Raw genomic sequence first — 12,093 nt, forward strand, 5'->3', positions numbered from 1 at the left:
GTACCGCTTCGTGTACTTGCTTCCCACCTGGTGCTACTTCCTCTGGAACCTCACGTCCCAGTCTCCAGGTGTCCACGATCAAGGGGAAGCTTCAGTAGCCCTCCAGCGACCGTGGCTGACCACTCGACCTGGCACACATCTGACACACGGTCAGAACTCGATGCGCTGCCTCATGGCGTCGTCGGCATCTCCGTACCGCAGAACGACGACCGTTGGCGGCCAGCACCTTGCGCAAGTGCCGGGTGTCCAGGTGTCCGACGATGCTCACCAGGGATGGTCCGGGCCGCCCTCGGACTCCGAGTGGTAGCGCAGGGTCGGGCCGGGCCGGTAGCGCCCCAGGAAGGGCGGGCGGTGCGGGCCTTCGACGCAGCTCAGGAGGAACTCGGTGAAGGGGCCGGGGGCCTCGTGCCACTCCCCCTCCTCCGTCTCGACCACCACACGCCAGTCGTCGGGGTCCTCCTCCTCGGGAAGGAAGTAGTACATGGTGCCGCCCCCGTCCCCGCCCCACTGAATCAGACCACCGGGGTGGGGATGGAAGGGGAACGGGGTGCGCTCGGGGTCGTCGAGGTGCTGCCGAGCTGACATCGACCAGATCTGCTCCAGTTCGACCTGTGTCCCCTCGACCGGGCGGACGAGCCAGAAGAGATGGTCGAAGGAACCCGGCCCGTACAGGTCAAGGAAGGCCTTGTAGTCCGTCGGCAGGGCCACCCCGAGGTGTTTCTCGGCCGCCTCCCACAGCTGCGGTCGTGCCCAGCCCCAGCAGGGCGGCTCGCCCAGCAGCTCCCTCAGTCGCGCCGCCGCGGGCGTTGCTTGGTCGTTCATGAGGGGCACCCTGCCAGACCCCACTGTCAAGCCCTCGCCCCTCCCCTGTACGTCAGTCGCACACGCCCCGCTCTGGAGACCCGGCAATCCCGTGTACAGAAACCAACAAGGCCCAGGTTCCCGGTTCAGTACCGGTGACCTGGGCCTTTGTCGTACGACCTACTGGTGGGCGCGGACGGTTTCGAACCGCCGACATCTGCTTTGTAAGAGCAGCGCTCTACCCCTGAGCTACGCACCCGTGGAAGGGACAACAGCGTACATGGCCCACGGGGGGGATGCGGCACAGGGAGGTCTTCGGCGGGGCGGGGCGGGTGGGGGTGGCCCCACCTTCGAGGCGGTGGGTCGCACCCTGGTGACGGGGGGTAGCGGGGCCCTACGTTCGGGGGGGACCGTTGGTGTCCTCCCTGGGGGTTTGATCGTCATGGCCGTACGCCGCCGCCCGTTTGTCGCACTGCTCGCTTCCGGAGTCGCGGTGGTCGCGATCGCCGGTTGTGGGGGCGCCGATGCGAAGGGGGCTCCGGTGGAGCGGAAGGCGTTCGCGTTCGCCGGAGGGGCGCTCACCATCGACTCGGACGATTCCAAGCTGGTGATCACGCCCGCCGACATCGACGAGGTGCGGGTGGAGCGGCAGGTCGACGGGTGGGTGTTCATGGGGTCGGGGCCCGAGGCCAGCTGGAGGCTGGCGGACGGGCGGCTCACGCTGCGGGTGGACTGCGACGCGGTCGCCGCCAGCTGCGCGGCCGTGCACCGGATCCAGGTGCCCCGCAAGGTCGCCGTCACCGTCGAGGAGGACAACGGTGGCGTGGTGGCCGAAGGGTTGAGCACGCCGTTGAAGGTGCGGTCCGGCAACGGGAACGTGCGGGTGGTCGGAGCGACCGCGGACCTCGACCTCGGCAGCGACAACGGGAGCGTCGTGGTCGAGGGCTCCGTCACCGCGCCCCGGGTCACGGCCCGGTCCGGCAACGGTGACGTGCGGATCACCCTCGGGGCCGTTCCGCGCGCGGTCGACGTCGTCACCGACAACGGCGACGTCACGGTGGGCTTGCCCACGGCCGTGTACGAGGTGTCCGGCAGCAGCGGCAACGGTCGCGTCCGTCTCGACGTGCCCCGCGGCGACGGCAGCGGGCGCTCCGTGAACCTGCGGAGCAACAACGGTGACGTCACCGCCCGGACGGTGAACTGACCGGCCCGTGTGTTCGTCCTCACCGGGTGGGAGAATGAACCGGACCGGGCACGACGGACACAGCACGGGAGAGGTACGTGGCGGCGAGCGACGCAAGGGGCAGTGCGACGCCCAGGATTTCCTCCACGTTCCGGCTGGCGTGGGCGCTGCCGCTCCTGGTGGGTGCGCTGTTGCCGCAGTCCTTTGCGGGCGGCGGCACTCGGCGCTGGTTCGGCGGGCGCGGTGAGGGGCAGCGGGCCGAGGCGCAGGCCGCCAAGGACGCCGCCGCTGCCGCCTTCTACGAGCTGGACACCGCGCAGCGCGGCTTGCGCATCTCCATCGAGACGATCACTGCCGTGGACGGTTCGCCCGAGGCCCGTCGTGCCGTCGAGGGCTTCGAGGCCCTCGGGAGGCGGATCGACGAGGTCAGCCACGCTTACATCTCCGCCGTCGACGCCCACGACCTCGACCGGGACGAGCTGGACGCGGCCACGGCCGGTCGGGCCCGTTCCGAGCTGACCCGGGCCAAGGAGGAGCTGGACCGGGTGAAGGGGGAGTTGGACCGGTTCGAGGGGGGGCTCGGGCCGCTCCTCGGGCGGGCCGAGACGCAGCTTGCCCGGCTCGCGCCGGCCGTGGAGCGGGCCCGTCAGGCGCTGCGGGGTGCGAGCGGCGCCCTCGATGCGGTGCGGGAGGGCGGGCTGCGCGCCGATGACCTCGCCCTGCGCCTCGCCCAGCTGGGGCCCGAGTTGACCCGGCTCAACGAGGGGGCGGGGCAGCATGGTGTGGCCGAGACCCTGCAGCGGGCCGATCGGGTGCTGCGGGACGCCGAGGCGGTACGGGCCGAGGCCGAGCGGTTGCCCGGGCGGGCCGCCGAGATCGACCGGCGCCTGGTTTCGCTGCGTACCCGTACCGAGGCGCTGACCACCCGGACGGGGGGCGTCGAGCCCGTCCTGTCCGAGCTGCGGCGGCGTTTCTCGGCGGCTTGCTGGCAGGACCTCCAGCAGGTTCCCGAGCAGGCCGCCGCGTCCCTTCGGCAGGCCGAGGAGCGGTTGGCGGAGGCCGGGCAGGCGCGGACCGAGCAGCGCTGGCCCGATGCGACGTCGTTGCTCGCCACGGTCCGGGCGCTGCTGGACTCGACCGACGAGGCCGTCTCGGCCGCCGGGGAGCGGTTGCGGCGTCTGGACGCCGTCGCGAAGGACCCGAAGGCAGAGATCGACCGCACTCGGTTCGCGGTGCGGGACGCCCAGCGGCTGGCGATGGCGGGGCGGAACACGCCCGATCCGCGCCACGCCCGACCCCTCGACGAGGCAGTCGCCCGGATCGACCGGGCGGTGGAGGGACTGGAGGGGCGCCATCCGGACTACTGGCACTTCTTGGGCGAGCTGGAGGCCGTGCGCGCCACGGCCTCGCGGGTCGTCGGCCAGATCAGGGAGGAGCGGGGCTCCGGTCCGGGGCACTGAGGGTGGGGGCCGGGACCTGCTGTCGGAGGGCTCGCGCCGCTAGCCTGGTGGCATGCCTCGTTACGAATACCGCTGCCGCACCTGCGGCGACACCTTCGAGCTCAGCCGTCCCATGGCCGAGTCCTCCGCTCCGGCCGCCTGTCCGGCCGGTCACGACGACACCGTGAAGTTGCTGTCGGCCGTGGCCGTCGGCGGAAGCACCGCTGCCCCCGCGCGGGGTGCGGGGGGCGGCGGTGGCGGTGGGGGTTGTTGTGGTGGGGGTTGTTGCGGCTGAGCCCGGATCAGATGGCAGCTGCGGCCCGGAAGCGGCGGAGGATCTCCTCCCCCGCCGCCACTCCGCGTTCGGCGAGGACGTCGAGGTGGGGTGCGGTCCAGTCGCTGTCGGCGAGCTCTCCGTGGCCCGGGCGCCAGGCCCGGTCCGCGGCGAGCAGGAGGTCGGCGTCGAGGAGGGAGTCGCCGGCGGCCAGGGTGAGGGTGGCGCCGGTTCGGCGGGCGACCTCGCGGACGGCCGCGCTCTTGGTGAGCGGCTTCGGAACGGCGTAGACCTTGCGGCCCTGGAGGGAGACGGTCCAGCCGCGGCCGTCCGCCCAGTCGTTGAAGCGTTCCAGCCAGTCGCCGGGGAGTCGTTCCCGCTCGACGACGAGGTAGGCGAAGAGGTCCTCGGCCACCCGGTGCTTGCGCACCCAGGAGAGGTCCGTGGTGGCGGTGAGGTAGGCGCGGATCTCGGAGAGCGGGGCGCATTCGTCGGCGATCCTGCGCAGGACGGCGTCGTGCCAGTCCTGGTCGGGGACGCCGTCGACGAGGATGTGTCCGCCGTTGGCACAGATCGCGTACGCCGGTGCGGTTCCCGGGAGTTGGATGCGCTGGTACTGCTTGCGGGTGCGCGTCGTGGTGGGGACGAAGACGGTCTCGTCGGTGAGGCGCGCGAGGAGGTCCGCCGCGTCCTCGGTCATGTAGGAGAGCGGTTTGGACTCGTGCACCTCGACGCAGAGCAGTCGGGGCGCCTGGGCGTCGGGCATGCCGAGGGCGAGGGCCGCGGACGAGTAGATGAGGGTGCGGTCGAGGTCGCTCGCGACCAGGGTCCGGGCGTGCGTGGGTGCGCTCACTGGGACGCCACCGCCTTCCCGTCGGCGCCCGTCGCGCCCTTCGTGTACTGGGGGTGGATCAGCCCCACGCAGCTGTAGGGGAGTTGGTCGACCTCTTCGACGGGCACGCCGCGCTGCTCGGCGAGCAGGCGGACGTGTGCGAGGTCGGCGCCGGCGCCCCGCTTGGCGAGGATCTTCCAGGGGACGCGGCGCAGCAGGACGCGGGTGGTCTCGCCGACGCCCGGCTTGACCAGGTTGACGTCGTGGATGCCGTACTCCTCGCTGATCCGCTCGACGGCCGCCCAGCCCTCCCAGGTGGGGGTGCGGTCGGTGGCCAGGAGTTCCTTGACGTCCGTGTCGACGGCCGCGGCGACCTCGTCGAAGCGGTCGGCGACGGCGTCGAGGAAGGCCCGGGAGACATCGGCTCCGGCCAGCTCGCGGTAGAACTTGGCGCCGTGGAAGTCGTTCGGACCGATGAGGTCGGAGCGGAGGACGGTGCGCGATATCAGTCCGGAGACGGTGGAGTTGAGGCAGGCGGAGGGGATGAGGAAGTCCTCGCGTGTGCCGTAGGTGCGGACGCAGGAGCCGGGGTCGGCGAGGACCGCGATCTCCGGTTCGAAGCCCTCGAACCCGCCGATCGCTTCGGCGAGTTCGCGGGTGATGGCGCCCTTGCCGGTCCAGCCGTCGACGAAGACGACGTCGGTGGGGTCGTGGTGGGCGGCGAGCCAGCGCAGCGCGTTGGCGTCGATGCCGCGACCGCGGACGATGGAGACGGCGTAGTGCGGGAGGTCGAGGCCGTGCCGGGCCTGTGCCCAGCGGCGCATGAGGACGCCGACGGGGGTGCCGGCCCGGGCCAGGGAGACGAGCACGGGCCGGGGGGAGCGTTCGGCGAGGACGGTTTCGGTGACGGTGCCGACGGCGCGCGCCATCCGGGCGGCGGAGCTCTCCAGGGCGGCGTGGAAGAGTTCCTGGTAGCGGGCGCTGGGCTGGTACTCGACGGGGAGCGATTCGGCGTAGTGGGCGCCGCCGCTCTGGATGGCCTCCTCGCGTTCCTCGGTGGGGGCTTCGAGTTCGACGTCCGAGAGGTCCTGGAGCAGCCAGCCGACCTCTTCGGGGGCGTACGAGGAGAAGGCGGGGCCGCGGAGGGGCTCGGGCAGCATGGAGCTCCTTTCGGGAGCTTCGGGGGTGTCGGGCGCCTCGGGCGCTCCGGTGACCCGGGGCGCGTACGAGGGGACGACGGCGAGCACGACGTGCGGAACGTGCGCGGCGAGTCGGGCCAGCAGGCCGTCCGGTGCGTACAGGAACGGGGTGTCGGCGGCGGAGTCGACGACGAGCACGACGGCGTCGAATCCGGCGCCCGCCACGTTGTAGGCGTAGCGCTCACCGGGGCCGTCCGCGGGGTCGTCGTGGGCGGGGAAGACGATCCGGGTGCGGATCGCGTAGCCGGGGTCGTCCACGGCGAGGACGGGCGAGCGGGTGGTGGTGGAGTAGCGGACGTCGTGGCCGGCGGCCTCCAGGGCGGTGCCGAGGCGCAGCGGCGCGTACATCAGTTCCTCGCAGCCGAGGACGAGGACGCGGGGCCGGGGGCCTGCGGGGCGTGCTGCCGGCGGGAGGGCCAGGGCGATCGTGTCCGCCATGGTGGGCAGGGCCGCTTCCAGGCGTTCCCGGTGCTCGGTCGTGAAGCCGTGTCGGCCGCCGTCGGGCAGCCCCCCGGGCCATCCGAGCTCCACCCGCACGTGCGGCCCCCGGGGCGCCGGTGGGAGGGGCTCGGGGGGCGGTGCTGCGGGGAGGCCGGGGACGTCCCGGGCGGGGCCGGTCTCCGGTGCTCGTGCGGGGTCCTGGGTCCCGGGTGCGCCTTCGTGTTCCGCCACCAGGGCCTGGCCCTTCTCCAGGACGCCGTCCGGGAGGCGGACCGTGCCGGCCGCGCCGGCTATCAGGTCGATGCGGGCGCCGATCTCGGTCGCGAAGGCGTCCAGGCGGTCGTGGTCGGCGGCGGACCGCATGTCGACGAGGGCCACGACGACGTACCGCTCCCGTGGGTGGTCCTCGTGCAGGGCGCGGATGGTGTTGAGGACGGTGTTGCCGGTGGAGAACTCGTCGTCGACGAGGACCAGCGGCCCGTTGCCCGCGAGGAGCTTCGGGTCCTCGGGCAGCAGCAGGTGGGAGGTGGCGTGGGAATGGGACTCCTCGAAGCCGCCCGCGCGGACGACGCCGGCCACCGGTCGCCGGGTGGAGTGGAGGTAGGGGGCGGGGCCGAGGCCGTCGGCGACGGCGTGTCCCAGGGCGGTGGCGGTCTCCGCGTAGCCGAGGACGACGGACCGGGCGGCCTCCTCGTCGCCGAGGAGTTCGCGGACGCGCCGGCCGAGGTCGAGGCCGGAGCCGTACACGACGGAGGGGCGCTGCGGCACGTGCTTGCCGAGCACGCTGGAGACCAGCAGGTGCGCGCGTTTGGGGTTGCGGCGCAGTGCGAGGCCCAACAGGGCCGGTAGCGCCTCGTCGCCGATCAGTTCGACGCCCAGTCGCTCCGCGACCCACGTTCCGGTCCACACCACGTCGTCAATGTCCCTTCGTCAGCCGGCGAGCCCGGCGGTGAGCAGATCCACGAAGCCGACGTCCTCCCTGGCGACGCCGAATGCCTCGGCGCGCAGGAGGGTGCGCTCGGCCCACGCGCGATGCGGCTTCACCTCGTTCATCTTGTTCGTGTACGCGGAGCGAAGCACTCCGCCCCCGTCCCGTTCGGGTCGGAGGATGTCCTGGGCGTCGCTCCACTCCTCGTGGCTGACGACGGAGAGGGCGTGCACCGGCACCACGTGGGTGGGGTGGATGCAGGTCTTGCCGAGGAGGCCGTTGGCCCGGTCGAGTTCGATCTCGCGGAGCAGTCCGTCGAGGTCGTGCTCGATGAGGGCGGTGCGGAGGTCTTCGGCGCGGCCCTCCAGGAAGGGGCTGCGGCGCAGCTGGGGCTTGAACATGCGCTCGCCGGGGCGGAAGTACTCCCAGACGGGTCCGGTGACGGTGAAGCCGGTGCCGTCGGAACGACCGAGGACGTTGACGACGTCGGCGATCACGCTCGCGACGATCTTGACGTCATAGGCCGTCATGTCGGGCGAGCGGCGGAGCCCGTAGGCGGAGCAGAAGTCGGTGACGCCGAGGCGGAGGGCGAGGACGCGGTCGCGGTACTTGTTGGTGATCGAAGCGATCCCGGCGAGGGTCTCGGCCCGGGTCTCCAGGTGGAGGAGTTCGGGGGACTCCAGGACGGGCATGGCGAAGAGGGGCCTGCCGCTCGTCTGCTCGGCCTGGGTGAGCGCTTCGAGGAAGGGGCGTCCACGGTGCTCGGTGAATTTGGGAAGTACGAATCCGGACAGCAGTCCGATCGAGTCTCCGAGGCGGTCGACGAGGTCGGTGATCTGGTGCGGCTCCCGGATCCGGATGAAGAGCAGGGGCAGCGGGGTGGCGTCCGCCGCGGCTCCGGCCGCGAGGTCGGCGAAGTGCCGGACGAGGTTGGCCTCGCCCGCCTCGACCTCGGCGTCGCTGATGGAGTCCTCCAGGCAGAGGACCATGGAGACCACTCCGCGCCGGGCTTGTTTGCGGACGGCGTCGGCGAGCTGGGGCCGGGTGGCCGGGCTGTAGAGGGTGGCCCCCAGGGCCACGGCAAGCGTACGGGCGGGCGAGTCGGCCGTGAACTCGGCCGGCTCGCGGTGGAACAGTCCTGCCCGCACAGCGGGCGGGAGGTGCCCGAAATGACGCATGTAAATCCCCCGTCTGCCTCTCCAGGCCCTGATGAGATGTGGCCGGTAATAGTACGTAGGTGCGGGTGTCCGGAGTTCCCTCCATGCATGACATTCAGGTAACTCGTCAGCATCCGTCTCCCCTTCCCGCCTTCGATGGTGCCCCCGCGTTGTCCGCGGGTCGGGCGGGAGGGCAGGATTGCGGTCATGACGCACGCGATGCTGAAGGGCTCCAACGTCCCTCTCGACACCGCGGCCGTACGGGCCGTGCTCTGCTGGACCCCGGGCCCCGGGGTCCCCGACGTGGATGCCTCGGCCCTGCTCGTCGGGCCTTCCGGGCGTGTGCGGTCCGACGAGGACTTCGTCTTCTACAACCAGCCGCGCCACCCCTCGGGCCTGGTGCGGCACCTGCCGAAGAAGCGGGTCTCCGAAGGGCTGACGGACACCCTGGAAGCCGATCTGGCCGGGCTCGACGATTCGGTCGACCGGGTGGTGGTCGCGGCGTCCTCCGACGGCGGCACCTTCCGGTCCGTCTCCGACCTGCGGATCCTGCTGTACGACGCGGCGGCCGGGCCCGAGCAGGAGCCCTTGGCCCTGTTCGACGTGACGGCGGAGACCGGCGAGGAAACGGCGGTGATCTGCGGGGAGCTCTACCGCCGCGGGGACGGCTGGAAGTTCCGCGCGGTGGGGCAGGGCTATCCGACGGGGCTCGTGGGCCTCGCCACGGACTTCGGCGTCTCGGTCGACGAGGACGCCGACGAGGAGGCCGCGCCGAACGCCCCGGGCTCCGAGGACGTCCTCTCCGAAGCCCGGGCGACCGCGGCGGCCGAGGAGTCGCACGCCACCGGTTCCGCCTCCCCCGACCTCGACGCGACCGTGGTCCACCGCCCCGTGCCGCCGCAGCCGGCCGTGCCTCCGATGCCGGACCGGGCACCCTCGTACGGCTATCCGCAGCGGCCGGAGAGCGCCCCGGCACCGGCGTACGGCTATCCGCAGCCGGTGGCCGCTCCGGAGCAGAACCCGGTGTCGGAGTTCCGGATGCCACCGATGGGTCCCCAGTTCGTCCGCACGTGACCGCAGGGCGCTACGCCTTGGTCTTGTAGCCGCGCCCCCACTGGAGTCCCCAGCCGTAGAGCCGGTCCAGTTCGGCCTGGAAGCCGTACACGAAGCGCACCTCGCGGCGCACCATCAGCTCGCCCTTGACGGTCTCCATCGAGAAGACCGCGCAGGAGCGGGCCTGCGGGGCGCGCTCGTCGAGTTCGACCTCGATGCGGGGGCCGTTGCTCGGGTAGAGCGTGACCTTGGCGTGCGTGCGGTCGAAGGCCGGCGTCTGGTCGTAGATGTACGCGAAGAACAGCAGCCGCTTGATCTCGTCCTTGTGGTCCAGGTTGACGAAGATCGTCTCTCCCGAGGAGCCGCCGAAGCGGTCGTCCCCGCTCAGCTTCACGTACGGGGCGGCGTTGAGGTCGCCGAAGAAGTCGCCGAGCGGCTGCACGACGCCCTTGCTGCCGTCGGCGAGCTCGTAGAGGCAGCCGAGGTCGAGGTCGACGTTGACCATGCCCTGGGTGTGGGCCTGGACGACCTCGGGCTTGAAGAGCTGGGAGGGGTTGCGCAGCAGTCGCCCGCTCTGACGGGATCGTCCTTCGATGTCGGAGCTGCGCATCCGCCAGGAGAGGTTCACCCGCAGGTTGCCGCTGGCGGCGCCCTGCTTGGTCAGCGAGACGGACGGGCGCCGTTTCGTCAGGTCGATCGCGTTCGACGCCGCGCTGCCCGAATCGAACTGCGCCGCCCTCCCCGGAAAAAGGTTGTCCCAGAAGGCCATGCCGCCTTCACCCCCACTGATCGTCATTGCCGCGCACACGCCTGCGGGGCGGCGGGTGCACCCGCCGCCCCGCAGTGAAGCGTTCCTCGTTGCCGGGGGCGTCACACCCCGGACGGCACCTCGGTCTTGTCGTCCGAGGAACCCGAGCCGCCCTCGGCCGCCGCGAGCGCCCTGTTGCGGCGGACGGAGGACCAGAAGGACCAGGCGATCAGGACGACGCCGACGAGGCCGGTGATGACCTCGTTGATCTCGTACTGGATGGTGACCATCAGGATCACGGCCAGGGCGCCGATGGCGTAGTGGGCGCCGTGCTCCAGGTAGACGTAGTCGTCGAGGGTGCCCTGGCGGACCAGGTAGACCGTCAGCGAACGGACGTACATGGCGCCGACGCCGAGGCCGAGGGCCATCAGGACGATGTCGTTGGTGATGGCGAAGGCACCGATGACGCCGTCGAAGGAGAAGGACGCGTCGAGGACCTCCAGGTAGAGGAACATGAAGAAGGCGGCCTTGCCGGCGAGCTGGACAGCGGAAACCTTCTTGCCGCTGCGCTGGGCCTCTTCCTCGGCCTCGTGCTCGCGCTCCTCTTCTTCCTCCAGCCGGTTCTCGAAGTAGCCGGAGAGGCCGCCGACGACGAGGTACGTGATGAGGCCGGCGATGCCGGAGATCAGGACCGTCTGTGCCTTGTCGACGTGTGCGCCGCCGTGCTGGTGGGCGTGGGTCGCGAAGGTCATCGAGGTGATGAGCAGGATGATCAGCGCGATGCAGACCGACAGCATGTCGACCTTGCCGAGCTTGGCGAGCGGACGCTCGATCCAACGCAGCCACTGGATGTCACGGTCCTCGAAGATGAAGTCGAGGAAGATCATCAAGAGGAACATGCCACCGAAGGCGGCGATCGACGGGTGCGCGTCGGTCACCAGCTCCTGGTACCTGTCCGCATCGTTGAGCGCGAGGTCAACGGCCTCGATCGGGCCGATCTTCGCACTGATGGCGACGATCACGACGGGGAAGACGAGGCGCATGCCGAAGACGGCGATGAGCACGCCGATCGTGAGGAAGATCTTCTGCCAGAAGGCATTCATCTTCTTCAGGATTCCGGCGTTGACCACGGCGTTGTCGAAGGAGAGCGAGATCTCGAGAACGCAGAGGATCGCAACGATCCCGAAGGCCTCCCAGCCTCCGTAGAGCACCGCCGCCGCCAGACCGAGGGCAGTGATCGCGAACGACCAGCCGAAGGTTTTCAGAATCACTGTCTACCCCATCATGAAATTACATGGCTTTACGAAACGTTGACCCCGAAGTCTAGAGCGATGCCCCGGAGGCCGGACGCGTACCCCTGGCCAACGGCACGGAACTTCCATTCGCCGTTGTACCGGTAGAGCTCGCCGAAGATCATTGCGGTCTCCGTGGAAGCGTCCTCGGAGAGGTCGTAGCGGGCGAGTTCCTGCCCGTCCATCTGGTTCACCACGCGGATGAAGGCATTGCTGACCTGGCCGAAGCTCTGACCTCGGTTGTCGGCATCATGGATGGACACCGGAAAGACGATCTTGTCGCAGTGGGCCGGCACCTTGGTGAGGTCGACGATCAGGGACTCGTCGTCGCCTTCCCCCTCCCCGGTGAGGTTGTCGCCGGTGTGTTCGACCGACCCTTCGGGGCTGCGGAGCTGGTTGTAGAACACGAAGTACTCGTCCCCGAGCACCCGGCCGGCCTGGCACAGCAGGGCGCTGGCATCGAGGTCGAAGGGGGCTCCGGTGGTGGAGCGCGCATCCCAGCCGAGCCCCACGAGGACCTGGGTGAGGTTGGGTGCGGCCTTGGAGAGGGAGACATTGCCTCCCTTGGCGAGCGTGACGCCCATGATCGGGTTCCTCCCCGGTGGTAATGAGGCACGTCCGGGGGCCCCCCGGACCGGGGGCGGCGGGCCGGTGGGACGGGTCGGGGCACACGGTTGCGCCCCAGTACGGCGCGCTGCCGCCCCCGCCCGAGGGGGTACCCCGGGCCCCGGGGGCGGACATACACA

At 70.9% G+C, this 12,093-nt stretch carries 11 protein-coding genes and 1 tRNA gene; 4 read left to right on the forward strand and 8 right to left on the reverse strand.

Annotated features, from left to right (window positions below; all coding sequences use genetic code 11):
- Positions 1-264 precede the first annotated feature (264 nt).
- Together ACFW2Y_RS30085 and ACFW2Y_RS30090 are read right to left on the reverse strand one after the other, a co-directional pair.
- Positions 265-822: an SMI1/KNR4 family protein gene (locus tag ACFW2Y_RS30085; protein ID WP_384885439.1), complete on the reverse strand. Its 558-nt coding sequence runs from the start codon at positions 820-822 to the stop codon at positions 265-267.
- 163 nt (positions 823-985) lie between these two features.
- Positions 986-1,060: transfer RNA gene (locus ACFW2Y_RS30090), tRNA-Val, on the reverse strand.
- Between the two features lie 183 nt (positions 1,061-1,243).
- On the opposite strand from ACFW2Y_RS30090, the gene ACFW2Y_RS30095 reads away from it, so the two are divergent.
- The 3 genes from ACFW2Y_RS30095 (at position 1,244) to ACFW2Y_RS30105 (ending at position 3,718) form a co-directional block, all read left to right on the forward strand.
- On the forward strand, positions 1,244-2,005 hold the full coding sequence (locus tag ACFW2Y_RS30095; protein WP_384885440.1) for a DUF4097 family beta strand repeat-containing protein: 762 nt from the start codon (positions 1,244-1,246) through the stop codon (positions 2,003-2,005).
- A 116-nt stretch (positions 2,006-2,121) separates the two neighbouring features.
- A complete protein-coding gene (locus ACFW2Y_RS30100; protein ID WP_384885454.1) occupies positions 2,122-3,444 on the forward strand; it encodes a hypothetical protein in 1,323 nt (440 codons plus the stop codon).
- Positions 3,445-3,496: 52 nt separating this feature from the next.
- Complete coding sequence (locus tag ACFW2Y_RS30105) at positions 3,497-3,718, forward strand: zinc ribbon domain-containing protein (protein ID WP_384885442.1); 222 nt, start codon at positions 3,497-3,499, stop codon at positions 3,716-3,718.
- 7 nt (positions 3,719-3,725) lie between these two features.
- On the opposite strand, the gene ACFW2Y_RS30110 is transcribed toward ACFW2Y_RS30105, so the two are convergent.
- The 3 genes from ACFW2Y_RS30110 to ACFW2Y_RS30120 are packed head-to-tail and all read right to left on the reverse strand — an operon-like array spanning position 3,726 to position 8,275.
- Positions 3,726-4,550, reverse strand: coding sequence for an HAD family hydrolase (locus ACFW2Y_RS30110; protein ID WP_384885443.1), 825 nt, complete (start codon positions 4,548-4,550; stop codon positions 3,726-3,728).
- Positions 4,547-7,081, reverse strand: coding sequence for a phosphoribosyltransferase (locus ACFW2Y_RS30115; RefSeq protein WP_384885445.1), 2,535 nt, complete (start codon positions 7,079-7,081; stop codon positions 4,547-4,549). Before ACFW2Y_RS30115 ends, ACFW2Y_RS30110 begins: the two co-directional genes overlap by 4 nt.
- 18 nt (positions 7,082-7,099) lie before the next feature.
- Complete coding sequence (locus ACFW2Y_RS30120) at positions 7,100-8,275, reverse strand: HpcH/HpaI aldolase/citrate lyase family protein (RefSeq protein ID WP_384885446.1); 1,176 nt, start codon at positions 8,273-8,275, stop codon at positions 7,100-7,102.
- A gap of 186 nt (positions 8,276-8,461) precedes the next feature.
- On the opposite strand from ACFW2Y_RS30120, the gene ACFW2Y_RS30125 reads away from it, so the two are divergent.
- Positions 8,462-9,328: a TerD family protein gene (locus tag ACFW2Y_RS30125; protein ID WP_384885448.1), complete on the forward strand. Its 867-nt coding sequence runs from the start codon at positions 8,462-8,464 to the stop codon at positions 9,326-9,328.
- 10 nt (positions 9,329-9,338) lie between these two features.
- Here ACFW2Y_RS30125 and ACFW2Y_RS30130 read toward each other — a convergent pair whose 3' ends face one another.
- The 3 genes from ACFW2Y_RS30130 to ACFW2Y_RS30140 all read right to left on the reverse strand — a co-directional run bounded on the left by ACFW2Y_RS30130 (position 9,339) and on the right by ACFW2Y_RS30140 (position 11,931).
- A complete protein-coding gene (locus ACFW2Y_RS30130) occupies positions 9,339-10,076 on the reverse strand; it encodes a Tellurium resistance (protein ID WP_384885456.1) in 738 nt (245 codons plus the stop codon).
- Positions 10,077-10,177: 101 nt separating this feature from the next.
- The gene (locus ACFW2Y_RS30135; RefSeq protein WP_384885450.1) at positions 10,178-11,326 is read right to left on the reverse strand and encodes a DUF475 domain-containing protein; all 1,149 of its coding nucleotides are present in this window, start codon (positions 11,324-11,326) and stop codon (positions 10,178-10,180) included.
- Between the two features lie 29 nt (positions 11,327-11,355).
- Positions 11,356-11,931 carry a TerD family protein gene (locus ACFW2Y_RS30140; RefSeq protein ID WP_384885452.1) on the reverse strand — a complete coding sequence of 192 codons (576 nt, stop codon included), beginning with the start codon at positions 11,929-11,931 and terminating at the stop codon, positions 11,356-11,358.
- Positions 11,932-12,093: the final 162 nt, after the last annotated feature.

The sequence above is a fragment of the Streptomyces sp. NPDC058877 genome, assembly GCF_042742855.1.
GTDB lineage: Bacteria > Actinomycetota > Actinomycetes > Streptomycetales > Streptomycetaceae > Streptomyces.

Excerpts from the sequence above, each read along its gene's own strand:
- ACFW2Y_RS30085 (WP_384885439.1), bottom strand. The coding sequence starts at position 822 with ATGAACGACCAAGCAACGCCCGCGGCGGCGCGACTGAGGGAGCTGCTG.
- ACFW2Y_RS30125 (WP_384885448.1), top strand. The coding sequence starts at position 8,462 with ATGACGCACGCGATGCTGAAGGGCTCCAACGTCCCTCTCGACACCGCG.
- ACFW2Y_RS30130 (WP_384885456.1), bottom strand. The coding sequence starts at position 10,076 with ATGGCCTTCTGGGACAACCTTTTTCCGGGGAGGGCGGCGCAGTTCGAT.
- ACFW2Y_RS30095 (WP_384885440.1), top strand. The coding sequence starts at position 1,244 with ATGGCCGTACGCCGCCGCCCGTTTGTCGCACTGCTCGCTTCCGGAGTC.
- ACFW2Y_RS30105 (WP_384885442.1), top strand. The coding sequence starts at position 3,497 with ATGCCTCGTTACGAATACCGCTGCCGCACCTGCGGCGACACCTTCGAG.
- ACFW2Y_RS30140 (WP_384885452.1), bottom strand. The coding sequence starts at position 11,931 with ATGGGCGTCACGCTCGCCAAGGGAGGCAATGTCTCCCTCTCCAAGGCC.
- ACFW2Y_RS30120 (WP_384885446.1), bottom strand. The coding sequence starts at position 8,275 with ATGCGTCATTTCGGGCACCTCCCGCCCGCTGTGCGGGCAGGACTGTTC.